Source organism: Nitrospira sp. ND1 (genome assembly GCF_900170025.1).
Lineage (GTDB): Bacteria > Nitrospirota > Nitrospiria > Nitrospirales > Nitrospiraceae > Nitrospira_A.
In genome coordinates this window covers 1,525,407-1,549,129 of sequence record NZ_FWEX01000006.1, presented here as the reverse complement: position 1 = coordinate 1,549,129, position 23,723 = coordinate 1,525,407, and the positions used below count along the sequence as shown (strand labels likewise).

22 protein-coding genes, 2 tRNA genes and 1 pseudogene are annotated in these 23,723 nt (G+C 56.2%); 12 read left to right on the top strand and 13 right to left on the bottom strand.

Annotation, left to right across the window (positions count from 1 at the left end; genetic code table 11):
• Positions 1-37 precede the first annotated feature (37 nt).
• From NSND_RS22155 to NSND_RS11930, 5 genes are all read right to left on the bottom strand, one after another.
• Positions 38-949: a nucleotidyltransferase domain-containing protein gene (locus tag NSND_RS22155; RefSeq protein ID WP_159450764.1), complete on the bottom strand. Its 912-nt coding sequence runs from the start codon at positions 947-949 to the stop codon at positions 38-40.
• 52 nt (positions 950-1,001) lie between these two features.
• Positions 1,002-2,756 carry an SAVED domain-containing protein gene (locus tag NSND_RS11945; RefSeq protein WP_080879218.1) on the bottom strand — a complete coding sequence of 585 codons (1,755 nt, stop codon included), beginning with the start codon at positions 2,754-2,756 and terminating at the stop codon, positions 1,002-1,004.
• A 149-nt stretch (positions 2,757-2,905) separates the two neighbouring features.
• Positions 2,906-3,847 carry an AAA family ATPase gene (locus tag NSND_RS11940; RefSeq protein ID WP_080879217.1) on the bottom strand — a complete coding sequence of 314 codons (942 nt, stop codon included), beginning with the start codon at positions 3,845-3,847 and terminating at the stop codon, positions 2,906-2,908.
• Entirely contained in the window at positions 3,847-4,362 is a 516-nt protein-coding gene (locus tag NSND_RS11935) for an HORMA-1 domain-containing protein (RefSeq protein WP_080879216.1), read from the bottom strand. The genes NSND_RS11940 and NSND_RS11935 overlap by 1 nt, the downstream gene beginning before the upstream one ends.
• Before the next feature lie 8 nt (positions 4,363-4,370).
• Positions 4,371-5,336, bottom strand: coding sequence for a CBASS oligonucleotide cyclase (locus NSND_RS11930; protein ID WP_080879215.1), 966 nt, complete (start codon positions 5,334-5,336; stop codon positions 4,371-4,373).
• Between the two features lie 238 nt (positions 5,337-5,574).
• On the opposite strand from NSND_RS11930, the gene NSND_RS11925 reads away from it, so the two are divergent.
• The 6 genes from NSND_RS11925 to NSND_RS22150 all read left to right on the top strand — a co-directional run bounded on the left by NSND_RS11925 (position 5,575) and on the right by NSND_RS22150 (position 11,909).
• The gene (locus tag NSND_RS11925; protein WP_080879214.1) at positions 5,575-6,015 is read left to right on the top strand and encodes a helix-turn-helix domain-containing protein; all 441 of its coding nucleotides are present in this window, start codon (positions 5,575-5,577) and stop codon (positions 6,013-6,015) included.
• A 13-nt stretch (positions 6,016-6,028) separates the two neighbouring features.
• Entirely contained in the window at positions 6,029-7,036 is a 1,008-nt protein-coding gene (locus NSND_RS11920) for a hypothetical protein (protein ID WP_080879213.1), read from the top strand.
• Between the two features lie 664 nt (positions 7,037-7,700).
• Entirely contained in the window at positions 7,701-8,900 is a 1,200-nt protein-coding gene (locus NSND_RS11910; RefSeq protein ID WP_080879211.1) for a hypothetical protein, read from the top strand.
• 74 nt (positions 8,901-8,974) lie between these two features.
• On the top strand, positions 8,975-9,346 hold the full coding sequence (locus NSND_RS11905) for a single-stranded DNA-binding protein (RefSeq protein WP_080879210.1): 372 nt from the start codon (positions 8,975-8,977) through the stop codon (positions 9,344-9,346).
• A 103-nt stretch (positions 9,347-9,449) separates the two neighbouring features.
• Positions 9,450-9,911, top strand: coding sequence for a hypothetical protein (locus NSND_RS11900; RefSeq protein ID WP_080879209.1), 462 nt, complete (start codon positions 9,450-9,452; stop codon positions 9,909-9,911).
• A gap of 285 nt (positions 9,912-10,196) precedes the next feature.
• Positions 10,197-11,909, top strand: coding sequence for a recombinase family protein (locus NSND_RS22150; RefSeq protein ID WP_369974247.1), 1,713 nt, complete (start codon positions 10,197-10,199; stop codon positions 11,907-11,909).
• Here NSND_RS22150 and NSND_RS11890 read toward each other — a convergent pair.
• Positions 11,866-11,942: transfer RNA gene (locus NSND_RS11890), tRNA-Met, on the bottom strand. The two genes, NSND_RS22150 and NSND_RS11890, sit on opposite strands and share 44 nt — an antisense overlap.
• An 87-nt stretch (positions 11,943-12,029) precedes the next feature.
• Here NSND_RS11890 and fmt point away from each other — a divergent pair.
• Genes fmt through pheT form a run of 5 tightly spaced genes read left to right on the top strand, consistent with a single transcriptional unit; the run spans position 12,030 to position 18,460 of the window.
• Complete coding sequence (fmt, locus tag NSND_RS11885; protein ID WP_080879208.1) at positions 12,030-12,980, top strand: methionyl-tRNA formyltransferase; 951 nt, start codon at positions 12,030-12,032, stop codon at positions 12,978-12,980.
• Between the two features lie 60 nt (positions 12,981-13,040).
• Positions 13,041-14,453, top strand: coding sequence for a 16S rRNA (cytosine(967)-C(5))-methyltransferase RsmB (gene rsmB / locus NSND_RS11880; protein WP_080879207.1), 1,413 nt, complete (start codon positions 13,041-13,043; stop codon positions 14,451-14,453).
• Complete coding sequence (rpe, locus tag NSND_RS11875; protein ID WP_080879206.1) at positions 14,453-15,157, top strand: ribulose-phosphate 3-epimerase; 705 nt, start codon at positions 14,453-14,455, stop codon at positions 15,155-15,157. Before rsmB ends, rpe begins: the two co-directional genes overlap by 1 nt.
• Before the next feature lie 27 nt (positions 15,158-15,184).
• Positions 15,185-16,729 (top strand): phenylalanine--tRNA ligase subunit alpha, encoded by a 1,545-nt coding sequence (locus tag NSND_RS11870; protein ID WP_080879205.1) that lies wholly within the window; start codon positions 15,185-15,187, stop codon positions 16,727-16,729.
• A 12-nt stretch (positions 16,730-16,741) separates the two neighbouring features.
• A complete protein-coding gene (pheT, locus tag NSND_RS11865) occupies positions 16,742-18,460 on the top strand; it encodes a phenylalanine--tRNA ligase subunit beta (RefSeq protein WP_080879204.1) in 1,719 nt (572 codons plus the stop codon).
• A gap of 59 nt (positions 18,461-18,519) precedes the next feature.
• Here pheT and rplT read toward each other — a convergent pair whose 3' ends face one another.
• The 7 genes and pseudogenes from rplT to NSND_RS22145 form a co-directional block, all read right to left on the bottom strand.
• Positions 18,520-18,888, bottom strand: a complete 369-nt coding sequence (gene rplT / locus NSND_RS11860; protein ID WP_080879203.1) for a 50S ribosomal protein L20 — start codon at positions 18,886-18,888, stop codon at positions 18,520-18,522.
• A 45-nt stretch (positions 18,889-18,933) separates the two neighbouring features.
• Positions 18,934-19,131 carry a 50S ribosomal protein L35 gene (gene rpmI, locus NSND_RS11855; protein WP_013247004.1) on the bottom strand — a complete coding sequence of 66 codons (198 nt, stop codon included), beginning with the start codon at positions 19,129-19,131 and terminating at the stop codon, positions 18,934-18,936.
• 33 nt (positions 19,132-19,164) lie between these two features.
• A complete protein-coding gene (infC, locus tag NSND_RS11850; RefSeq protein ID WP_013247005.1) occupies positions 19,165-19,671 on the bottom strand; it encodes a translation initiation factor IF-3 in 507 nt (168 codons plus the stop codon).
• 3 nt (positions 19,672-19,674) lie between these two features.
• Positions 19,675-21,630, bottom strand: coding sequence for a threonine--tRNA ligase (gene thrS / locus NSND_RS11845; RefSeq protein WP_080879202.1), 1,956 nt, complete (start codon positions 21,628-21,630; stop codon positions 19,675-19,677).
• 87 nt (positions 21,631-21,717) lie between these two features.
• Positions 21,718-21,792: transfer RNA gene (locus NSND_RS11840), tRNA-Val, on the bottom strand.
• A 133-nt stretch (positions 21,793-21,925) separates the two neighbouring features.
• Positions 21,926-22,237, bottom strand: a complete 312-nt coding sequence (locus NSND_RS11835) for an HU family DNA-binding protein (RefSeq protein WP_255373906.1) — start codon at positions 22,235-22,237, stop codon at positions 21,926-21,928.
• 57 nt (positions 22,238-22,294) lie between these two features.
• A pseudogene (locus tag NSND_RS22145) lies at positions 22,295-22,450 on the bottom strand (helix-turn-helix domain-containing protein); the annotation flags it as partial.
• Positions 22,451-23,225: 775 nt separating this feature from the next.
• Between NSND_RS22145 and NSND_RS11825 the strand changes: the two are divergent.
• Entirely contained in the window at positions 23,226-23,678 is a 453-nt protein-coding gene (locus NSND_RS11825) for an RrF2 family transcriptional regulator (protein WP_080879200.1), read from the top strand.
• Positions 23,679-23,723 lie beyond the last annotated feature (45 nt).

Here is a 23,723-nt window from a genome sequence, read left to right as displayed (position 1 = left end):
TAGATCAGGCGTGTCCTTCCTTTGTTGGGACGACTGATCAAAGAAGATGAAACGCACGCTTCCAGTGATCTACAGCATACGAGTTGTTTCTAGCCCGTAGGCTCGCTAGTGCTTTGTCTCGTGAGCTGATCGCTCGTTGTACAAACTTTTGACGACACTCCGAATCAAGGCCTCCAGCAACATCACCTCCCGTTTCCGCTACATCAGGCACAGATGTTGACCACCCAGATAGGCCGATTCCTACCGACTCCCACTGGAGTACCGTATCCTCGCCTGCGGCATAGGCCATATGGTCCCAAAACCTCACAAGGCCCTCTTCAAGCGACGGAATTCCATACCGCCTAAAAATACGAAGGGCCATAGTTTCCAATAGAAACGACTTTACCTGCGCCGTCGACGGCAATTGACGATTCCAAAGCTTAAGCAGTTTGACTAAAGGTTTTAGCTGTCCATCTCGAGATCGATTTACTTGTGTCGCTTGTCGCGCATGCTCTTTGGGATTGCTTAAAATCCATGTCCTTGCTTGACGGTCCGGGACATAGATCGCTGATGAGTGTTCGTTTGCACTCAACGCAGGAACCACATCTATGTCAAGATCTGAAAGACGAAGGTTTACAGACCGCCGCTGCCCATACACTGACGACAGTGTATACCGATGACGAATGGCCCTCGCAAAGCTGTCGAGTACTTCATATGGTTCAGGACGCCACAATGACGGCCACTGACTCCAGTGAGAGGGCTCTACGATAAACACAATATCAACATCGTCGATAGGGCGCAGTGCGGTGTCTCGGGAATATGATCCAGAGAGATACGAATCCAGTACGGGGAGTCTCGACTCGTGGAGGAGTTCTCGAAGGTGACGCTGGCTAGCAGCCACCTCTTGCTTTTGCAACTCTGTAGGCTCCCACTTTCTGGCAAGATTCGACAAGAATTCTTCTGCTGCCATGTACTAACCTCAGTTGAAATAATTTCCTAAGCTCGCGGAGGATCCGATGTTTCTACCGCGTTTTCAGAACCCAGGGGGCAAAGTCCTGACCATGCTGGCCCACAACATGATCCATAGTGGACGCAAGAGTTTCACGAGCAAAACTACGAACGGATTCGATGACGACTCCAGGATCGACGTAGGCATTGGGCGGAAAACGGAAGAGCCTTTTCCCTAACACGACATAGAGTTCAGTTGTGGGAAACGGTCGGCTGACAATTTTTTCTGAACGAACATCAACCGGACCAGCGAGGGGAGCAAGTTCGACAATCAAACGCTCAGTGAGCATGCGCTCGATCTCTCCGCCAGTCTCTGGTCGTGTTCGTGCACGTGCTAGCTCAAGATGCCATATCAAGTACCGGCGAAGACGTCGTTCTGCCAACCGATCAATACGATTCCCATGCTCGAATCGATCGAACGCCTCGATGCCATTCAGCACCCCCTCCACATTTGCAGAAAGGCAGCGACTGGCTGCATCACGATCATCCGGTTGGCTAAGGCGAATGTCTCGCCTAGTCAGGACGTAAACCGCGACGGCGTCAGCCCAAAAGTCGAGTTCTTCCAATACGACACCGGCTCGACCAATATTGAGATAGTTGGTCGACTGCAGGTTTTGATCAAAATGATAGACCTCGTGGAGGAAGAACAGCGCAGCAATACGACGGACACTTTCCAGACTGCAGTCTCGGAGGGCTTCGAGAAGACCATGCCCCAGAATCATTCGTCCCTGAAGCACGTGGAGTTCAAAAGACTCACCCTCTGGACAACTCGGCAAGGCAACTCTCCGTAGATTATTCAGGAACTGGGACTTGCCTTCGCTCCCCATGAACTCAGGAAGATCTTCTGCTTGGACCGTCGCACGGATATCCTCAATTCCCTTCTTCATTTCTTCCAGGACACTCGTTCGCACAAGTTTATCGCTCTGTTCCATACTGATCGGTCGAATACGTCTCCCTGGCCGTGGCCGTCGCAGAACAATCTCATAGCGAGGCGCCTCATAATAAGCGAATAAGATCTCGGCAAATTGATTGGGGTTTATTGCTCGTCCGACGATATGAGCGAGCGGAGCAGGACCAGCAATAAACACAGCGACTCCTGCAGCATGCGGGTAGGCTCCTGCGATTTGTGACAGAAACATCGTCAGTTGCTCTGAGGCATTCGCAGAATTTGTACTATCAAGATATCGGAGGCTACTGGTTCTTATCTCGACCACCCCAGCGAGACCCTTTCCGTCCTCACGTAACGCAGTTCTGATTGCGTCCTGTGGTGCTGGCTGACCGATCGTCGAGACAAACAATGCGACGTGTCCAGTCCCTACTGCAGGCCCACCTGTCGAAAGACCTTCCATGACATCAAAAAACTGGCCGCTCTTTTCTACTTCCGACCCAACGAGCGGCAACACATCCCACTGCTCCGCTTTTCGACGATTGAGGAGCACCAGGGGGGCTGCCCACGCAGACAACTCACACCCGAGATGTGCGAAAAGAGGAAGGGGTGCTAGCCCGGTAGCATAGAATTCGGTAGGTCGCCCGAGTTCGCGATTCTTGTCTCGCGCAACCGAAATCATTCGCTCGATGGCATCGGCATGACCATTCCAATCTACCGGCAATCGTTTTCCACCTTCACGCAGGACAGCTGCGGCGCCAAAGTCGCTGAGACGAAACGGAAGAAGCTCGTATCGATTGGGAGTGAGGAGTGGGAGTAGCTCCGATTCGGAAACATCTCCATCAACGTTTAGAATGAATAAGATTTGGGTAGGGTGCTCCATAAGGCTCATTTTCCTAAAAACGAATCTGCAATTGATCAGGCATGTTTGAAACTCGATGGCAAATACCGGCGCTATACAGTCCGGACGTTGAGATGCTCACTCGATATCGTCTCATTGCTCTCAGCGGCATGAGTGGTGAAATGGCCACGTCATTCTATGACCTTTTCTTGGAATGGAGGTGTTGGCATTATCGATTCTGCAATTGCTAGCGCGCGCTGAGGGACGACAGCTTGATCAGGGTATGCATCCAATACAATGGCAGGGAGAAGGCGCTGAGTCAGATCTGAAAAGGTGAAGCCGTGATCACGCCCCTTAACAACACCCGTGGCAGTTACGATTGCGGTTATGCTCGTTTGTGAAAAGCCAAGCTGCTTGAGTGGCCGGTCCAGGACTGCATGACGTTGCAACTCATTGGGGCGGTCAAAGGCGAGAATGTCTGCCGCTCGCCGTTTCACGGCAGGGTCGAGCGATCCGAGCCTGTTAGTACACATGATGACGGCGGCGGGAAGGCGACCGTTGCCGATACGGTCGATGCCGCGAATGAATGCATTCACGCCAGCGCGGTCTTCGTGATGCATCTGGGCGGCTTCCCTTGATTGCGCGATGGCGTCTGCCTCATCGACGAGAAGTAGAATAGCGCCTCGCGATCGGTTAGAGGTACCTTTCAGTTTGGTGGCTTCTTCGACTGTGTAATCGAACGCGGCTGATAAGAGCTGTGTCATTTCCCCGACCCGCCCTTGTCCGCGGGTAGAGAGGCTAAGCGGGAAAAGAGTAATCTCGATTTTTTCCTGTCGTGCCACAGCATCGCCGATGGTTTCGGCCAGTTCTGATTTTCCGGATCCTACATCACCTGCAAGAACAACGAGGGGCGGCCGTCGTAAAACTGTATTCAGGAGGTCCGTCGCTCCGTGGTGGTGCTTCTTGGCCCATGTTTCCAGTCCACGGGGATTGACGAGAAGGCCGAGAATTTTCGTGAGACGGGATTTTTGGTCGTCAAGGCCGACAAGGCGGGCAAGACGATCCATCGCGTCAACATCGGGGTATGTGAGGCGCCGTTCAAAGAGTTCATCGAGCGGAGGACGTGTGGTCATCAGAAGCTCCTGACGCTGGCGCGATCAAGTGCCCGGCCACCCGAGGAATATGTTCGATCGCTGTTCAGATACCCGGTGACTCCTGGTTCGGATGCACCTCCCCTCTTGAAAGGAAGGTGGTTTTCGAAGACCTCTCTTTCGGCCTGCGACAGGTTATTCCAGGCGTTACTATAAATAAGGTAGCTGTAAAAGGTCGCGTTGGAGATATCCTTGCCTGGTCGGATACGCCCCGGATCGTCGTCATTTGTGAAGACTTCTGAGAGATCGCGGGCAGTGTATTGAAGAGTCGGTTCGATCCAGTTTCCGTTGCGCTTAAAACCGTACGTGACCTTTCCCAGGTATCCTCCCTTGAGAAGTTCGATGACTTCTTTTTCGAACTGATCAATAAGGAGATCAGGCGGATCGCCATAGAACCCTTGCAACCGCTTGAGGTCAGTTGCGACTTTGGCTGCCATATGTTTGGCATGTGCGACTGTGAAGCTGGTCGTCTCGGAAAGGGTAAAGCTGGTACTCATAGTTCTCCTTATATCTGAAATGTTGAGCCAAAGACTTTCTGCCAGTAGTAGACGGTTTCTTGTTTGGTGGGGGCCCTCAGAGCTGCCTCAACAGCATCGCCCGCATCCAGGGCCGCATCTACGATTGCAGTGACCTGTGTAGTGGTGTAGAGCCGGCTGACATTGTTCTTGGCATTGACCGGATCGATTATCTGTACAGGCTCCTTGAATGAACCCACCTGCGAGGATTTGTAGTAGTCCTCAAACACGATGCGCTCATGGAGATTGGTCTTCGCGACATAAGTGAAGAAGTGTTGCAGCGCTTCCGGGTAATCGGAAAACTTGAGACCTTTGTCGGAAAGATGGGCCAGAATCATTTCGATCATAAAGGACTTAAGCCTGAAGTCTTGGTTCTCACGTTTCATCTTCTGTGCCCAAAATTTAATCAGCCGCACAGTCTGTGCAAAGTGAGTTTCCTGTGCGTCTTTGCGCTTGCGGGTGAAATCAAGGTGGAGCGGGATGCTGGTCTCAAGGAAAGAGCCATCATCCTGGCTGACAAGATTGCCACGCCATTGGGGGTCTCCAGTATAGAGAATCGGCACGACATCAACGTCTAGCCCTGTTCCCCGAAAGGATACCGTGACGCTGTATGTTTGGGCTTTCACTTGGTCCGGAGAAAAATTCGGATACGCCTTACGTAGACGTTCGGCGAGATACTGAAGCAAGGCTGCGACATCGTTAGGCGCATCTGCGCCGCTGATGTAGCAGGCAACATCAATGTCGTTTAGGGTACGCAACGCCGTGCCCTTGGCAAGGCTTCCGGACAGCATCATCTTTTTGAGTGTGAAGTCGGGATGCTCGTTCAGGTAGTTTTCGAGCTTGTCTCGTAAGCCGCGTGCCTGAGTGCGATATGCATCGGCCCTGTCTTTGGGAAGATTTACCTTCTCCTGTGCGAATCGTACGAGATCGCTATGATTAACGTGCTCTCTTGCCATGGCATGGAACCTTCCTTCCCTCACGGTCATTCAGCCGAGACCGCTTGACTCTTTTGTCTGACAGGGTTAAAAAGTGAAGAGCTACCGTCATGTAAAAGTTCACTCGATCAGTATATAATATGAATAAGTGAACTTTCAAGTACCCATATATTATTTTGTTTATCTATTATTTCAATTACTTAGATCATACTAGCAGTTCTTGGATGAAATTCTCCTGAAAGGAGGCGTAGCTGTGAGTATGACAACCACATATCACGAAGGTGCGGCGATGGGGACAATCGGTTCGAGAATTAAGTATCTCCGGGAGAAGCGGGATTGGACGCAAGATCGCTTGGCTCAGGAAGCAGGTGTCAGCAAGAGTTTCATTAGCGAGGTGGAGAACGATCGACGTAACCCGAGTTCAGAAAAGCTGCTCGAGATTGCCGATGTCCTCGGAGCTTCTCTTGATTTCATCATGAAGGGCGAGGGACAGAATTCTGACGGCCCTCCGACACCCGTCACGATTCCCAGAGAACTGGCCGAGGCAGCTGAAGAAATGCATTGGCCCTATCGCAACGTAGTGGCTGTTCTCGATGCATGGAACTCGCTCATAGCCAGACGAAATCCAGAGGGGAAGCCGCAGATGACACGAAAGAGCTGGATCGATTTCTATAACAAGGTACGAGCACATCTCGACTAATGGAACACATGCTATGGGACGGCTCAGAGAAGCCCCAGATGTTATCAAGCTAGCCAAGGATCTTGGACTTACGAGTGAGGATCCAGCAGAAGCGATTCTAGCGCACTGTCGCGAACGGGTAGCGTCGTGGGTCGAAAGTTTCAAGGGAAAACTAGATCTACCGCGGTTGCATCAATTGATTGACAATAAATTGGATGTCCAACACATCGTTGTCCAAAACGACGCAGAACTCGATAATCTCATAGCTGAACAAACCGGACACGGCGAAACAATTTTCGCGACCCTAAAGGAGGAATTCGCAAGAGGGACCGAAGCGATCACCATAAAGCTGAAACATGCCGGTGTAGGCATGAAACGACACCTTGCGGTGATCGACGGTCGCGGTAGCCGGGCAACACGTATCTACTTCGGCAAGCGTCACGAAGGCTCCCATCTACTTTGTCTCTCTCCCAGGCAGCTGAGCTTCGTATTCAGACGTACCCATGCATCAAAGAATGTGGCGGAAGAACAACTGATTGATCGAATCAGTGGTGAATTGGCATTCTACTCGCCGATCTTCAGCCCGTGGCTCGTACGGCTCCAATGCGGGTATGGTCGACCGTGCTTTCACCTGATCGATGATCTTCGGATGCACGTATGCACAGAGGCAAGCTGGACAGCAACCGCGATCGCAATGGTGGAGCAGAACGAATCTCCAGCCATATATCTCACCGCACGATATGCCTCAAAAGCCGGCCAGGTTTCAGGTCCAGGATCCACCAGCTGGGCATTGCGAGCCAATCCTAGATGGAATCGGGCCGCAAAATACGCTGGACTTTTTATTCCATGGAATTATCGTATCCCCTCGTCGTCGGTCATCCATCACACCTTTCACTCAGTACTGGGAAGCATGGATCAAAATGCTGATGAGCGACTGGGGATATGGACGGCTTCAAATGGCTCAAGTCTTTCAGACTTGCCTGTTCGCATCGAAGCACGGAAACATAGTGATCAGGTGAGTGCGATCATCACCCTCCGTTAACCGCCCCCAAATCATTGCCTGGCTTATTTTGATTGCCTGAACTTTGAGTTAGAGCCAGGCAAGGCAAATGCGACTTCTCTAGTATAGGAATTACTGCAACAATACATGACTTTCTTCCCCAGTCGATGGCTCCTTCGCATTCTAATATCGATAAAGCTATGCAGTTCTTACCTGAGTAGGACTGTTATAGGGTGGAGCCAACTCATGGTCTCCGCCTTCTTCTGGGTTCTGCCGCCGACATGGCGGTCAGTTTTTCTCTAAAACGTCACATTCCGCGGATGTCCCTTCGCTAGTTCATAAACATATATAACCTTGTGATCTTGGTTCACGCCTCCTGATCACCACTGTCGTTCTCTCAAACCCGTCTCCTCACGAAGTGATAGGTCACCCGAGGAGCCTCCGTGCCACCTCTTGCCTCGAGCCAGCAGCAATGGATTCTGTGGGAGGGGCAGTAACGACCCTCCTAGCGGTGCTGCTTCTCGCCTACTCCTGATTCGGATACCGGGTCGAGCCCTGAGAACGGCCTCACCAACCATCCCGACAGCATGTCGATAGCTGCACTACAAACACCGCGAGCCATCGCGGCCAACAGTGAAGGTTGATCCAACCGCATCTCTGCAATGGATTCCGATAATCCGATCATTCTCACAGGGAGAAACCTCTCATGCATCACACGCGCGCTCCGTACTATCTCTTCCTGATCTGGCTCCTCTTTAATCAGACATCCTGCCTCACGGTCACCAATCGGGTGATCCCTGGTCCGACCCTCAGGCAGGAATCCGCCGTCACGTCACAGGGGGTGCCTGGTGGTCACCTCGTGATTCATCCGGACCATCAGGGATGGACCGTCAGTCTGACTGAGTCCTTGCTCCGTCATGTCGAGATCGTGCGAACCGAACGGAAAGAGGAGCATTCGTACTACCTGAATCCTTTCGCAATTCCAGCGGGGATGTTCGCCTGCCCATCTTCCGTGTGGGGCTGGTTCTGGAGCGCAGTTGCCAGCATTCCAGATCCTACACGCCAATTTGAACAACGGAAGGCGTTGACGGACTTCACCTTCGCGAGTTGCCTGATGGCGTTGGCAATCGTCCGCACCGATCCAAAAGTAACGGATGTCGAAACGGTCGTCGAGCACAAGCAGGAACCGGATTCGCGTCCTTTCACAGAAGGGCGCGTCACCCTCTCCTGGCAGGGGACACGTGACGTTATCGTGCCATATCCCATCACGGCAGACGGACGAGCCATCGTTCGGGTGAGTCATCTGGCCACGGCGTTACAGCAGCACGAGGTTTCGTTCACGGCGGTCCCGCATGGCCGGATTGAACTGGTCGCGTGGCACCGCGATCAGGTGCTCCGTCGATGGCCTGTTGAGGTCACCGCCGAGCAGCTTGAAGCGGCGGTACAGATGGAGACGCCCGTCATGGCGCCTCGCAGCCGGTGGCCCCGCTCACTGGTGTTCAAGATCGCGACGGAATCTCTGCCTGCGGCGCGGCCCGATCCCGTCAGCACCGTGCAAGATTTGCTCGTGCAGCAGGGTTTGACCGTCGTGGCCTCGGAGGCCCAACAACCCCTCGTTCTGCGAGAACTTATACAGAACCTCACTGGCCTCGTCGAAGACGACCTGGCCATCGGACCGGGCCATTGGCGCGCGGCCACGGTGCTGGTCCTCATCACTGGTTCCTCCGACGCGAACCAATCTGGCGTGAGCGTTTCCTGCATCAACGTGCAGACGCGCGAACTGCTCGCGCGCCTTGATGTGACTGCCGGACCGGAGGGATTCTCCGGCGCCTTGGATGTCCTCGCCATACGTTTCCAGAATGTGCTTCGACACATACCGGATCATGCAATTCCCTCAGGACGATAACCCGCTCCTCACCCCCAACGCGGGCCAACTGCGGCTTGCTGACCATCGTTAACCCTTTTCCACAGGAGGTTCTTATGGATACACAGCTGAGCTTTGACTCCACCAACACCTGGCCCCTCACCGATCTCAATGCGCTCTCAGTGACCGGTACGCTTGTCCAGGAACCTGACTTACTGGTGGGAGCCACGGGCGAATTAGTAGCCGTGGTGGTGCTCGCGATTGAAGGCAAACTGCAAGCGAGCGCTTCCGGCACGATGATCCGGCAAACCTACTTCGTCCACGCGTTTGCCATGAGCCCTGTCGCAGACTGGCTGGCCACGATGCGGGCCGGCACCCGCCTGCGGATCCTCGGGTCTCTGGACTATTTATACCGCGCCGACGCCCCGACGGTTACCGAACGGGTGGTCCTCTCGATTCGCATCGAGGAACTCGCGCTGCATGCCTGACCTCGACAGTCCGTTCCGTTTCATCCGTGCCCTTACGGCTCGGGCCAAGGAAGGCCCGGGCCACCACTGAAGACTTCTTGAACCCTATATCTGGAGGTGTTCGATGACAACCTATCCCCCGTTCGACGCGCTTCGTGCCTGTATTCGTGAGGTTCGTGCCCAAGGCCACGTGGTGACGGCGCCGGCCCTCGCGAAACCGCGCTTTCGTGCAGTGGCCGAGACGGTGCTCGGGCCGATGATCCGCCATGCGGCCAATGTTCTCTTGTTGGAAGGTGTGTCAGCCTCGCCAATTATTGAGTTGGATGTGGATCTTCCACATGTCGCAATCAGCCTGGATGGCTACGCGATGGGAATCTACTTTTGGCCATCATCCGATCCTGATTCTATTCAGTGGGCGGTTCAGAGTGCTGGAGAATATGGCCAGATCCACACCGTGGCGTACCACGCCCTGCCTCCCTCCCGACTGGCATCACTCGTTGAGCGAACCATCGAAGAGCTCTTTCTTCGCTCCGTGAAAAGACAAGAGTTGCCCACAGGGGAACGGGAGCGCATACGGGCCATCTGAGCCAGCACCTGCACATTCATGAGATGGAAGTGGGCTAGATCGCCGTAGTCATAGGAAAGAAATGAGAAAAGGTCGAGAAATACAGAAAGTCCACACCCACATGACAACGCCCCATTCAGTGGGATCTGCCCGAATAACTGCTGTTCCGAGAGGGATTCCGGCTCTGATACAATGTCTCCGCTTATACGTCGCTGCTCATCCAGAGAAGTTTCAGCGGCAGACTCGACAAGTGGGCCAGCGACGCGTTTGCACCGTGACGGTAATTGGTGACGGAAAGGGGTAATCATGAGAATTGCATTTTACGGTCGCTATAGTTCCGACAACCAGCGAGAGGCATCGATCGAAGATCAGCATCGTGTTGTTCAACGCTGGGCGGAACGTAATGGACATGCAATTATCGGGGAATTTTCTGATGCCGCTGTCTCCGGTGCTAGTGCAAAAACGCGAGAAGGTCTGCAAGCCGCACTGGACGCTGCGCACTCAATCCCCCCGGCCTTTGAGGCTCTCGTGGTTGATCAGCTTTCCCGGCTGTCGCGGGATGTTGGCGACACTGACACCATTATCAAGCGGCTGAAATTTGCCGGTGTCCGAGTCATTGCAGTTTCAGACGGGATCGATACCGGGGAGGAGACGACAAAAATCAGTGTGACCGTGAAAAGCTTGGTCAATGAGCTGTTCTTGGACGATTTACGCAAGACGACCAAGCGCGGACTTGATGGGCAGTTCTTGAAAGGTCTTTCCACAGGTGGGCGGACGTATGGGTATCGCTCTGAACCCGTGTTTGACGAATCAGGGAAAACGGATCCGCGTGGGCAGCCAATTCCTGTCGGATATCGCCTGGCCATTGAGCCGAATGAAGCAACAACAGTCCGAGACATCTTTTCACGCTTTCGAGATGGGGAAGGTGAAAAAGCGATCGCGAAGAAGTTAAATGCTCGAACAACAGGCAAAGTGTGGCGGCCGAATACCATCTATCTGATGTTACAGAACTGCAAGTATCAAGGTCTGTTCTATTTCAACCGACGGGAATGGCGGAAACACCCGGAAACAGGCCGGCGCGTTTGCCGACTGCGGCCTCGCGAGCAATGGGAAAAGCGAGAGATTGAAGAGCTTCGAATTATCGACCAAGAACTCTGGGATGCCGTGCGGATGCGACTGGCGTCACGGGAGAAGCTGTTCACACATGCTCGGCAGCGGACGACCCACTTGCTCTCAGGCTTGCTTGTTTGTGATCAGTGTAGTGGCCGACTCGGCATTGCAGCAAAGGACTACTATGCCTGTCGCAACCATGTGGTGCTAGGCACCTGTGAGAATGATCTCAGGATTCATCGAGAGACGATCGAAGAGATCATCGTCCGTGAATTTGCAGCACATTTACCTCAGTACATCGAATTGCTCCGGGATGCCGCAAGTCAAATCATGTCCAATCAGTCTGAGGATGATCGAGATACCCGTGCTCAAATGGATGCCTTGCGAAAGGAAGCAGAGACCATCATGGGGGCCATTGGACAAGGCCGCCTCCAGGGCAGAGCACTTGACGAAGCGTTGGCCACGTACCAGCGTCTCTGGAGCCGTGCAGACACGTTGGAAAGTGAGCAGGTGGGGAAGAAGAAACAAGATCAAATCGAAGTGACGAAGTACGATCCCGAAGCGATTAAGGCCTTTGTGAACGATCTTCCCGCGGCGTTACGGACGGACGTGAGAATAGGGCGTGAATTCCTGAACGAGACCCTCAAGAGCGTTCGCGTTGCCAAGATCGGAAACGGGCGGCCTAATTGCCCCGTCTGCAAGAAGTCCTTTCCGAAACTGACCGTTCAGCATCTCCGCAAGCATCGGCTCACTTTCCAGGAGGCCTACCGTCGCTACCCCGAGGTTGGTTTTACAAAGCGGGCTCGGTTAAGCATTCAACCGAATCCAGAAGGAATTGCGAAGACTGGGAAGGAGTACGGTTTCGTGGTTGCGGGGGCCGGATTTGAACCGACGACCTTTGGGTTATGAGCCCAACGAGCTACCAGGCTGCTCCACCCCGCGACCGGATACTAACAGGCGTGTGAAACGAGAGTCAAGGAACGTCCGGGGAGAATTGCATTCGCGAGGGCAGAATGATAAAGCGTGAGCATGCGTATCGTATTTATGGGGACTCCTGACTTTGCCGTGCCTTCTCTGGAGGCCTTGCTTAAGTCGGAACATCAGGTGGTCGGTGTGGTCACTCAGCCTGATCGGCCGAAGGGGCGCGGGCAGGAAGTGGTCTTCTCGCCCGTGAAAGTTGTCTGCCAGCGGGAAGGGATTCCGGTGCTCCAGCCCCTCAAGATGAAAGATCCCGCCTTTCTCGACGCCTTGCGACGGTGGACGCCGGATGTCATTGCCGTCACGGCCTATGGACGCATTCTTCCCCCGGCCATTCTGACGTTGCCGCCTCGCGGCTGCATCAACGTACATGGGTCGCTCCTCCCGAAGTACCGTGGGGCAGGGCCTATTCAATGGGCCGTCATCAGGGGGGAACAGCAAACCGGCATTACGACCATGTTTATGGCTGAAGGGATGGATACCGGCGACATGTTGTTACAGGAAACGGTGGAGATCCGTGCCGACGATACGGCCGGCACGCTGGCCCCTCGGTTGGCCGAGGTCGGCGGGCGACTGTTGGTTGAAACCCTGCGCCGCCTTGAAGCCGGCACGCTGACGCCGCAACCGCAGGATGACGCACAGGCGACCATGGCGCCATTGCTCAAGAAGGAAGACGGTGTGGTCGATTGGACCTTGTCGGCTATGGAGATTGCGAATCGTGTGCGCGGCCTGTCTCCATGGCCCGGCGCGTATACCCATGTGAACGGGGAACGGTGGGTGCTCTGGCGCGTGGCGGTGGGGCTGGAGACCTCCGGCGCGGTTCCCGGAACCGTGACGAAGGTGAGCAAGGATCGGGTTGAGGTGGCGACCGGCGACGGGACGATCCAGCTCATCGAGATTCAACCATCCAATAGCAGGCGGATGACGATGGCGCAATATCTGGCCGGCCATCGACTGGCCGAGGGCCTCAAGCTGCAAGCTATCCCTCTATCGCAAAGCTAATCGCGCGCCCATCATCGCATTCTATCGACTATCTTCTCGCCATGATCATCCTTTCCGAACATGGCATCTGATCTTCCCCCGTCAAAATCACGCGGGGTTGTATCTGCCGGGCGACGCGCGGCCATGAAGGCGTTGCTGGCGATCGACACAGCGGGCATGTTGGGAGACGATCTGTTCGATCAGGTGTCCACACGCGAGGCGTTGGATCTGCGCGATCGGGCCTTCATGGTCGAGCTGGTGCGCGGGGTGTTGCGGTATCGGGCCACTCTCGACTGGCGCTTAGGTCTGTTGTCGGATCGGCGTATTACGAAACTTCCTACCCTGGTTCAGACCATTCTGCGTCTCGGCGCCTATCAACTCCTGTACTTGGACCGGGTTCCGGATTCCGCTGCCGTGAACGAGTCTGTGCAGATGACGAAGCAGCAGAGCCGTCGTCTGGGTCGGGATTGGAGCGGCTTCGTGAATGCGGTGCTGAGGGCTCTGCTTCGATCACCCGAACCGGTCTGGCCCGATGCAGGCAGCCATCCCGTTGAGGCCTTGGCCGTGCGATATTCCTGTCCGGCCTGGCTCGTGGAACGTTGGTGTCATCGCTTGGGCGTCGAACGCGCTGAGGCCTTGTGCGGTGCGTCGGTGGAGGCGCCTCCGCTGACGCTACGTGTGAATACGCTTCGAACCTCCCGCGCGGCATTGCTGGGCGACTTGGCTGCGGCGCAGGTGGAGGCAGGCCCGACGTCGATCAGCGAAGTCGGCATTCAACTGGCGCGCTCCTGTTCCGTTATCGATCTGCCGGGATACGAGGAGGGACGGTTCTATGTGGAGGATGAAGCCGGGCAGCTGATTCCGTTGTTGCTGGATGTGCAGCCGGGGCAACGGGTGCTGGACGCCTGCTCAGCGCCGGGTGGAAAGGCCACACACCTGGCGGCGCTCATGGAGAATCGGGGAGAGATTGTGGCGGTGGATCGGGCCTCGGCGCGACTCGATCTTGTGATGGCCAATTGCCGCCGTCTCGGAGTGAAGATCCTGACGCCCCTGGCCGGCGACTTGCGCGCGCTGGTCGGTGCAGGGATCGTGTCCCATCCGATGTTGTCACGACCGTTCGACCGCATTCTGCTGGATGCTCCGTGCAGCGGCCTCGGTGTGTTGCGGCGTCATCCGGAAGGGAAGTGGTATAAGACGCCGGAGTCCATCGCGCAGCATCGGCAGATGCAGGTGGAATTGCTTGCGGTGACGAGCCGTCTCTTGCGGCCTGGAGGGGTGTTGGTCTATAGTACCTGCTCGATCGAACCGGAAGAAACCGAGTCGATCATCGACGAGTTTTGTCAGGCTCATCATCAATTTCAGCGTGAGTCGATCGCGCCCTGGTTGCCCCCGGCCGGACTGCCGTTCGTGACCCCTCGAGGGGATCTGTCTACGATGGCTAATAGTAACAGGATGGATCTGTTTTTCGCCGCCCGTGTGCGGAGGAGCGAGTAATGGCCGGTCGGACGGTACGTATTGCCCCCTCCATTTTGTCGGCGGACTTCGCGCGCCTGGCCGAAGAAGTGGCGCGGGTGGAGGACGCCGGAGCCGACTGGTTGCACATCGATGTCATGGACGGGCACTTCGTGCCGAACCTGACGGTCGGACCGCCGATCGTCGAAGCCTTGAGAAAAGTCACCACCCTGCCGTTGGATGTGCATCTGATGATGACGAATCCGGATGCGTTCATCGGGGAGTTTGCCGAAGCGGGCGCCGACTATCTGACCGTACATGTGGAAACCTGCCCGCACCTGCATCGGACGGTGCAGTCGATCAAAGAGCGGGGCGTGAAGGCAGGTGTGACGTTGAATCCTGCCACGCCGGCCGGTACCCTTTCGGAAATCGTCCGTGATGCCGATCTCATCCTCATCATGTCCGTGAATCCCGGGTTCGGCGGGCAGAAGTTTATTGCCTCGTCGTTACGCAAGATTGCCGAGGTCAGGGCTCTGATCGACCGCACCGGGAGCCGGGCGCTTCTGGAAGTAGACGGAGGCGTGAAGCCGGACAACGTGCAAGAGATTCTCGCCGCCGGCGCCGAGGTGCTGGTTGCGGGGTCGGCCGTATTTTCCACGGATGACTATGCCGCTGCCATTACGGCGCTCAGAGCCGGACATGAGCCTGCCGCTCGCACCGCGAGGGTTGCAACCGCTCAGCGATAGAAGAGGCGTCGGACCACACCCTTGTTCATGGATAACCTTCATCCCCTCGAAAGCAAAGTGCTGCTGGCGTTGACCCGGCAGCCGGACGCGCCTCCTACGCTCGATCAACTTGCGGCATCAACCGGGCTGGAGCCGTCGCAGTTGAGCATGGCCGTCGAATGGCTGCTCGCCAAATCGCTGATCGCCGTGCAGGCTGAAACCGTCGCGCATATCGCATCTCTGACCCCGATCGGCGAATTGTTTTTTGAGAAATATGCCCCGATTGAACGAGTGCTCTCTGCGGCGCGGGAAGCCGGCCAGACGGGGAAACGTCTCACGATTCAGGATATTCAGGCTAAGGAAGCACTCGAGCCGTCCGATGTGAGCAAGGCGGTCGGCACCCTCAAGAAAGAGGGCGCGATCCTGATTGTCCAGGGCGGGTGCATTGAAAGTACCGGCCGCAATAGTGCCACGGCCGAGGCCATGCGCTCGTTGTTGCAGGAATTGCGGAGCGGCCAGCGGGAGTTGCAGTCTTTTCCCGAACCACTTCGGAGCGTGCTCCAGCAACATGCGGTGAAGCGTGGGAATGCGCGTGAGCCGTTCCGGATCGATGAGCGGGTAACCCGGTCATTTGTGCTGACCCCTGCCGGGCAGGAGGTGGCGGAGCAGCTGTCGCGGGATGGTGTGGCGGAGGAAGTCTCGCAGCTGACGCCGGAGTTGCTGAAGGAAGGTGCCTGGCGGACGAAGCGGTTTCGGAAATATACGATCAGTTTGCGGGCCCCGAGAATCGCGGCCGGGAAACGCCATCCCTATCGCGAGTTTCTGGATCTCGTCAAACTCAAGCTGGTCAGTATGGGTTTCCAGGAAATGCGCGGGACGCTCGTTGAGACCGAGTTCTGGAATATGGACGCGCTGTTCATGCCGCAGTTTCATCCGGCCCGTGACATTCATGATGTCTATTTCGTGAAAAATCCGACCCATGCCCGCACAATCGCCGAGCCGTACCTGACGCAGGTGACGCAGGTGCATGAAAAAGGGACGGGGGCCGGATCGACGGGGTGGGGCTATGCCTTCGATGCCGAACGGGCGAAACGGCTGGTGTTGCGGAGTCAAGGCACCGCGGTGTCGGCGAGGACATTGGCAGCCGGCGCTTCCGTGCCGGGGAAATATTTTTCGATTGCCCGCTGCTTTCGTTACGACCAGGTGGACGCGACCCATGCCACCGACTTCTTTCAGGTGGAAGGCATCGTGTTAGGGGCGGATATCAATTTCCGGACCCTGCTCGGATTGTTGAATCTGTTCGCCCGGGAAGTGGCGCAAGCCAAGGAAGTCAAATTTCTACCGGCCTATTTTCCGTTCACCGAGCCGTCGGTCGAAATGCATGTGCGCCATCCGAAGCTGGGGTGGATGGAATTGGGCGGCGCCGGATTATTCCGGCCCGAAGTGACGACCCCACTCGGTGTCTCTGTGCCGGTCATTGCCTGGGGTCTTGGCCTCGATCGTATGGCGATGGTGGCGCTGGGCATTCACGACATTCGCGATTTGTTCTCGGCCGACCTCGAATTCATTCGCACCATGCGGGGAAGTTTTTAGGACGACGACACGATGCCCACGATTTCCCTTCAACGAGACGATCTCGAAGCCTTAATTGCCGGACCGGACGAAGAGCCGGCGCGGATTCCGCTCGATCAGCTTGAGCAATGGCTGATGTTGGTGAAGGGAGAGCTGAAGGGGCACAATTCAGAGACCGGCGAGCTGCGGATCGAGTTGCAAGACAGCAATCGTCCGGACTTGTGGTGTTGTGAAGGCATCGCCAGGCAGATCCGGATCAAGCAGCGTGGCTCGGCGATTTCCTATCCCTTCTTCAAGAAGCCGAAGGGAGTGGCGGGGAAGCTGGTTGTGGCGCAGGGAATGGACCAGATTCGTCCGTACGTGGCCGCTTGCACGGCGGTCGGGTATCGCGTGACGGCATCCGGCCTGACGCAGCTCATCCAAACGCAGGAAAAGTTAGCCGATATTTTTGGGCGTAAGCGGCGGTCGGTCTCGATCGGCTTATACCGTTTGGCTCCCATCGTGTTCCCCGTCTCCTACGATCTGGTCAAGCCGGACGACGTGCGATTCACGCCGCTCGGCATGGAAACCATGATGACGCTACGGGAGATCCTCATGGTTCATCCCAAAGGCGTGGAGTATGGCGGCATTGTCGGCGGCCACGACCGGCTCCCTGTGCTGCGGGACGCCAAGGGACAGGTGTTGTCCTTTCCCCCGATCATCAACAGCCGGGAAATCGGCGAGGTCCAGGTCGGGGATCATGAATTGTTCGTCGAGGTGACCGGGACCGATCTTTCGATGGTCGCGCTGACCCTGAATATTTTTGCCGCCAATCTCGCGGATCGCGGCGCGGTGATCACGCCGGTCGAAATTCACTCGCCGGTGAAAACCAACTTCGGGCGACGCTGGAGTACGCCGATCGATTTCGGGGAATCCCGGACAATTCCTCTCAAGGCCATCGAGTCGGCGTTGGGAGAGGCCCTGGGTGGCAAGGAAGTCGCCTCGGCGCTCAAGTCCTATGGGTACACCGTAAAGTCGGCCGGGCAAAAGGTGGCTGTGCAACTACCGCCCTACCGCAACGATCTGCTGCATACGGTCGATGTGGTGGAGGATGTGGCCATCAGTCAGGGATACGCCAGGTTTGCCCCCGTCATGCCCTCGCAGTTTACGGTGGGTGGGCTGTCGCGTTTGGAGCAGATGGCCGACCGGGTTCGGCATCTCATGGTGGGTCTGGAATTCCAGGAAATCATTTCCAACATCATGGGCTCTCATCAGGACTTTTGCACACGCATGCGTCTGGATGGCACCGAGTGGGCGAAGGTGGTGGAAGTGGATAACGTGATGTCTCTCAGCTACTCCTGCCTGCGCCAGTGGATTACGCCATCGTTGTTGCAGGTGGAAACGAACTCTAGTCGGGCGTTCTATCCGCACCGCATGTTTGAGGTCGGGGAAGTGGCTATTCCTGATGCGAGTGCCGATGTCGGATCCCGGACCGTGACGATGTTGGGTGCCGTGATTGCCCATGCCGGCGCGCACTTCTCAGAAATTCATTCCTGTCTGGATCTGTTGCTGTATTACCTGGATCGCCCCTTCACCCTGGAGCCGGTGGATCATCCTTCATTTCTCGATGGTCGAGCGGGGAAGATCGTATCGAACGGTCGGGTCATTGGGTTGTTGGGCGAGTTGCATCCCGAGGTGCTGGAGCACTGGCAAATCGGGGTCCCGGCGGTGGCGCTGGAGGTTGAGATCGATCGACTACTGGAAGAGGTGTGACGGGAAAATCCGTTCGATCAGGATTCTCCCGCCACAGAACGTTCGTGCGGACGTAACCGTTAGCTCGCGGCAGTTGCGAGTTGCTGCTTGGCCACCCCGACGAGTTTCTCAAATCCCGCCATATCCCGGATCGCCATATCGGACAACACTTTCCGATCCAGCAGGATATTCGCTTTCTTCAGGGCGTTCATGAAGCGGCTATACGCGATGCCATGCAGGCGGGTCGCAGCGCTGATGCGCGCGATCCAGAGCTGGCGGAAATCGCGCTTGCGATTCTTTCGTCCGACGTAGGCATAGGCCTGCCCCTTGTCGACCGATTCGGTTGCTGTTCGGAACAGCCGGCTCTTGGCGCCATACTGGCCTTTCGCCAGTTTCAGGCGCTTCTTCCGCCGCTGTCGTGTTTTCGGACCACCTTTTGTACGAGGCATCGGGAGCTACTCCTTTTTCAGATCCTGTTCACGGCACAATCGTCGTTACTGCGGAATGATGCGGTTCAGTGCTGGGGTCGAGGCGGAGGACACCTCAACGGCCCCCTTCAGGTTCCGCTTGCGGTCGCGCGGCTTCCCGGTGAGCAAATGCCGACCGCCGGCCTTCCGGCGAACCAGCTTCCCCGTTCCTGTGCGTCGAAACCGCTTCTTCGCGCCACTGTGGGTTTTCATTTTTATTTTCATGCTCTCATTCCTTCCTTGTGTGCACTCTGCACACTATTTGGGAGCCAAAATCATGATCAGGCTCCGCCCTTCCATTCGTGGCGCAAACTCCACGGTCCCTGCTTCCGTACATTCCTTAATGACGCTGGCCATCATTGTTCGGCCCATCTCCTGATTGGCCATTTCGCGTCCGCGATAGGTCAACGTCACTTTGGTCTTGTTGCCGTCGGCCAGGAATTCCTTGATCTGGCGGATCTTGATCTCGAGGTCATGCTTGTCGGTGCGGGGACGAAGCTTAATCTCTTTGACCTGCGTAGACTTCTGGTGACGCCGGCTCTGGTGATCTTTCTTGCTGAGTTCGAATTTGTACTTCCCATAGTCCATGATGCGGCAAACCGGCGGCTGCGAGGTCGGAGCCACCTCAACAAGGTCGTAGCCCCCCTCTTGGGCCTTGTTAAAGGCCTCTACGGTCGGCAATATTCCTAGTTGCTCGCCTTCAGGACCGATGACTCGAACTTCCCGAATCCTGATTTCCCGGTTTACGCGTAATTTAGGGACGATAGGTCACCTCGTTTGTGAGTGGGTTGCCGTTTGACGCAATGTTTGATTCGCATCTGTGCGAAGAAGTTCCAGGAACGCTTCAATCGGCAGGCTCCCGTGATTCGCGCCACTCCGGCCGCGAACCGACACCATGCCACTCTGCACTTCCTTGTCTCCCACGACCAGCATATAAGGAATCTTGTTCTTTTCCGCCTCGCGGATCTTAAAGCCGATCTTCTCGTTGCGGATGTCCGCCTCAACTCGAAAGCCATGGCTCTTGAGCGTGGAGACGATCTTCGCTGCAAATTCCTGCTGGTTGTCCGTGATCGTGAGGACCACCGCCTGTACGGGGGCCAGCCAGGTCGGGAAGGCGCCCGCATAGTGCTCGATCAGGATGCCGAAGAAGCGTTCGATGGAGCCCATGAGCGCCCGATGAATCATGATCGGCTGATGCGCCTTGCCGTCTTCGCCGGTGTACGCCAGTTTGAACCGCTCCGGATTGTTGAAGTCCACTTGGACCGTCGAGCATTGCCAGGAGCGGCCGAGGACGTCTTTAATTTTGATATCGATCTTTGGGCCATAGAAGACCCCTTCGCCGGGATCCACTTCGTAGGCCACACCGCGGCTCTTGAGCGCAGCTTCCAACGCATTAGTGGCGATGGTCCAGTTTTCTTCGGAGCCGACGGATTTCTCCGGGCGGGTCGAAAGATACACTTCAAACTCTGTAAAGCCGAAGGTGCCGAGGACGAAAAATGTAAAGTCCAGTACGCGGCTGACTTCGGCCTCGATCTGATCGGGCCGGCAAAACAGATGCGCATCGTCCTGGGTAAACCCGCGGACACGCAGCAGGCCGTGCAGCACACCCGTGCGTTCATAGCGGTAAACGGTACCTAATTCGCCATAACGGATCGGCAAATCCCGATAACTCCGCATGTGGGATTTGTAGATCATGATATGGAAAGGGCAGTTCATCGGCTTGAGTTGATACTCGCTGCCTTCCAGCTTCATCGAGACGAACATGTTTTCGCGGTAGTAATCGACGTGGCCGCTGGTCTTCCACAGGTCCAGCCGGGCGACATGAGGTGAATACACCAGGTCGTAGCCGTCCTTGATATGTTGCTCCCGCCAGAAGTTTTCGATGAGCAGCCGGATCAGCGAGCCCTTGGGGTGCCACAGAACCAAGCCGGGACCGATCTCGTCCTGAATCGTAATCAGGTCGAGCTCCTTGCCGAGTTTCCGATGGTCTCGGCGCTTGATCTCTTCTAGCTTCGCGAGATGGGCATCGAGTTCTTTTTTGGTCGGGAAGGACGTGCCGTAGACCCGCTGCAGCATAGGGTTCCGCTCGTCGCCACGCCAATAGGCGCCTCCGGTAGAGAGCAGCTTGAAGGCGCCCACATACCCGGTCGTGGGGAGGTGCGGCCCGCGGCAGAGGTCGACGAATTCCCCCTGACGGTAGAGCGAAATAGGCGAGGCATCGTCGAAGCTGTTGATCAGCTCCACTTTGTAGCCTTCCCCGCGTTCCTGGAAAAATTTGATGGCGTCCTGCTTGGACAGCTCGCTGCGGGTAACCGTCAGACCACGTTTCATGATCTCGATAGCGCGCGCCTCGATCTTTTCCAGATCTTCAGGCGTGAACGGACGGTCGAAAGCGAAGTCGTAATAGAACCCATCGTCCAATGCCGGGCCGATCGTCAGCTGGGCCGTCGGGAACACTTCCTTCACGGCTTGCGCCATGATGTGGGTGCTGCTGTGGCGATAGACCTCGCGCCCTTCGGCAGATTCGAAGGTCAGAGGCTCGATGGTGGCGTCCTGCTCTAACGGACACGACAAGTCCCTTGGCTCGCCGTTGATCTTGGCTGCCAGTACCTTGGCGTCGAGGCGTCCACCTTCCGGAGTGAGGGCCTCTCGGACGGTGCATCCTGCTGGTACTTGTTTTCGAGTTCCGTCAGGAAGGGTAATGTGAATGAACTGTGAGGCCACTCCGGTCAATCCTACAAAAAATACAACACCGTGCCGATCACCATGCTGCCGGGAGTCGGATCACGAACTGTGTGCGAGAATAAAAAATGGTAGGCGCGGACGGTCTTGAACCGTCGACCTCTACCGTGTCAAGGTAGCGCTCTCCCCCTGAGCTACGCGCCTATCGCCCGGCGATGCTAATACAGCCTCACCAAGAGTGTCAAGGAAACCCGGCGGCAAGACAGGCTTTTTCTCTGCCTTCCAGAGGGAGAAACCGTATCACCGGCCAGGCGTCATCGGGTGTATCAGCAAGGGTCTACTTGACCGCTGCTTTGAGTTCTTTGCCGGCCGAAAACTTGGGAATGCGGGCGGCAGGAATCTTCAAGGCTTCGCCGGTACGTGGATTGCGTCCCATCCTGGCCTTACGTTTTGAAATCGTGAAGGTCCCGAAATTCACCAATGTCACGCGTTTCCCCTTTTTGAGCGACGTGGTGACGGCTCCGGTAAAGGCTTCGAGGGCCACTGTCGCGGCGACCTTGGTGATACCGGCGCTGTTCGCCATTTTCGCGATCAATTCTTCCTTGGTCATTGCTTCCCTCCGTTGGTGGTTGGCGACCGGTGGATATATGGGCGTACCGATTTTACGCCTCTGGTGAGGTACTGACGAGCTGAGATGCGCACGAATCTAGCTCGCCCTGGCGCGTTTGACCGGAATATCCAGATCGAGAATCTTTTTTCTCAGCGTATTTCGATTCAGTCCGAGCAGCTCTGCGGCTTGAATCTGGTTCCCCTTGGTCTCCCGCAGGGTCAGCAAGATCAACGGGCGTTCGACGGCGGCGATCAGCATCGGATGGAGGTTTCTTCCTGAGCCGTTGCGCATCCCTTTGACGAAATCGCCGACTTTATGTTCCAGAAAAGATTCCAGACAGACCGATTGCCCCGGTGCATTTCCATTGGATAGCGACAGGTCTGACTCGGGGGCTTTGGCCGCGTGGAGCGACGTTGCCGTCCGCTTCAGCACGGTTCGAGAGCCTACGACCAGGAGCGTGCGCGCAGGATCGATCACCCCAAACAATTTCCCAAGGTCTGCAGCAGACTGTGCTTTCGATTCCACGATGACGGCATCGTACGCACGCTTTGCCGGGTCCTTCGGAAGCGACAATCCGTCACGTCCGATGGTGACCGCTTGCTCGCCGAACAGGTCCTTGTAGTGTGCCTGGATCTCGCTGTCTGTGTTGAGCAAGAGAATATTAAATGTTGATGAGCGCAGCGTCATGAAGGTACCGGGGAAGAAGAGGGCGGGATTATTGCTCAGCCCCTAGATGATGTCAATGACGAAAAATGCATTGTAATGACGCGCAGACAACGGGGGTGAACTCATGGCGCGCGGGTGCGGTCGTGACTGGCTCCTGTCACCAGTTCATCGCGGCTGAAGGCACTGCACTGGCGAGCCACGGTTCTTCAATATGGATCGCTCGCACGGGTGGCTGTCTCAGGCACGTCATGAGCGCTTGGTTCCCAACGGCATGATGGTTTGATGTGCATCTACCCTTGCTTGACAGGAAAGTTGCGCGCAAGGTATAGAGATCCATGAATCCCCATCGGAATACTCGCAAATGAAGGTGAGCCTTCGAGCGACCTACGGAATTATTGCTGCCGTGGATCTTGCGCTCCACCATGCCGACCAGCCGGTCTGCGCGAAGTCGATCGCCAAGCGACAGGCGATTCCGGCCCGGTTCCTCGAGCAGGTGCTTCATGCGATGAAAAAAGCCGGGGTGGTGACAAGTCAGCGCGGGGCTCAAGGCGGGTACGTATTGAGCCGTAAGCCATCGGAGCTCTCCGTGGCGGACATTCTCGATGCACTGGAGGGCCCGCTTCTCGCGACAAATGGAGAGGCCGGTCCTAAACATTCGTCTTCGCGTGGGGCCAAGCAGGAGGCGCTGCTCGCCCACATTTGGGATCGCGTGAAACGGGCGGAATTGAGCGTTCTTTCGGAGGTCACGGTCGAAGAGTTGGCCAAGCGCCAGCGGGCCCTCGACGCGCAGCACACGTTGATGTACCACATTTGAAGCAGCCTGAATCATGCATACGCACAATACTTCCCAACCGACGAG

What these genes read in the sequence shown, in the direction of transcription:
- NSND_RS22155 (WP_159450764.1), bottom strand. Translation starts at nt 949, where the DNA reads ATGGCAGCAGAAGAATTCTTGTCGAATCTTGCCAGAAAGTGGGAGCCT.
- NSND_RS11945 (WP_080879218.1), bottom strand. Translation starts at nt 2,756, where the DNA reads ATGGAGCACCCTACCCAAATCTTATTCATTCTAAACGTTGATGGAGAT.
- NSND_RS11940 (WP_080879217.1), bottom strand. Translation starts at nt 3,847, where the DNA reads ATGACCACACGTCCTCCGCTCGATGAACTCTTTGAACGGCGCCTCACA.
- NSND_RS11935 (WP_080879216.1), bottom strand. Translation starts at nt 4,362, where the DNA reads ATGAGTACCAGCTTTACCCTTTCCGAGACGACCAGCTTCACAGTCGCA.
- NSND_RS11930 (WP_080879215.1), bottom strand. Translation starts at nt 5,336, where the DNA reads ATGGCAAGAGAGCACGTTAATCATAGCGATCTCGTACGATTCGCACAG.
- NSND_RS11925 (WP_080879214.1), top strand. Translation starts at nt 5,575, where the DNA reads ATGACAACCACATATCACGAAGGTGCGGCGATGGGGACAATCGGTTCG.
- NSND_RS11920 (WP_080879213.1), top strand. Translation starts at nt 6,029, where the DNA reads ATGGGACGGCTCAGAGAAGCCCCAGATGTTATCAAGCTAGCCAAGGAT.
- NSND_RS11910 (WP_080879211.1), top strand. Translation starts at nt 7,701, where the DNA reads ATGCATCACACGCGCGCTCCGTACTATCTCTTCCTGATCTGGCTCCTC.
- NSND_RS11905 (WP_080879210.1), top strand. Translation starts at nt 8,975, where the DNA reads ATGGATACACAGCTGAGCTTTGACTCCACCAACACCTGGCCCCTCACC.
- NSND_RS11900 (WP_080879209.1), top strand. Translation starts at nt 9,450, where the DNA reads ATGACAACCTATCCCCCGTTCGACGCGCTTCGTGCCTGTATTCGTGAG.
- NSND_RS22150 (WP_369974247.1), top strand. Translation starts at nt 10,197, where the DNA reads ATGAGAATTGCATTTTACGGTCGCTATAGTTCCGACAACCAGCGAGAG.
- fmt (WP_080879208.1), top strand. Translation starts at nt 12,030, where the DNA reads ATGCGTATCGTATTTATGGGGACTCCTGACTTTGCCGTGCCTTCTCTG.
- rsmB (WP_080879207.1), top strand. Translation starts at nt 13,041, where the DNA reads ATGGCATCTGATCTTCCCCCGTCAAAATCACGCGGGGTTGTATCTGCC.
- rpe (WP_080879206.1), top strand. Translation starts at nt 14,453, where the DNA reads ATGGCCGGTCGGACGGTACGTATTGCCCCCTCCATTTTGTCGGCGGAC.
- NSND_RS11870 (WP_080879205.1), top strand. Translation starts at nt 15,185, where the DNA reads ATGGATAACCTTCATCCCCTCGAAAGCAAAGTGCTGCTGGCGTTGACC.
- pheT (WP_080879204.1), top strand. Translation starts at nt 16,742, where the DNA reads ATGCCCACGATTTCCCTTCAACGAGACGATCTCGAAGCCTTAATTGCC.
- rplT (WP_080879203.1), bottom strand. Translation starts at nt 18,888, where the DNA reads ATGCCTCGTACAAAAGGTGGTCCGAAAACACGACAGCGGCGGAAGAAG.
- rpmI (WP_013247004.1), bottom strand. Translation starts at nt 19,131, where the DNA reads ATGAAAATAAAAATGAAAACCCACAGTGGCGCGAAGAAGCGGTTTCGA.
- NSND_RS11825 (WP_080879200.1), top strand. Translation starts at nt 23,226, where the DNA reads ATGAAGGTGAGCCTTCGAGCGACCTACGGAATTATTGCTGCCGTGGAT.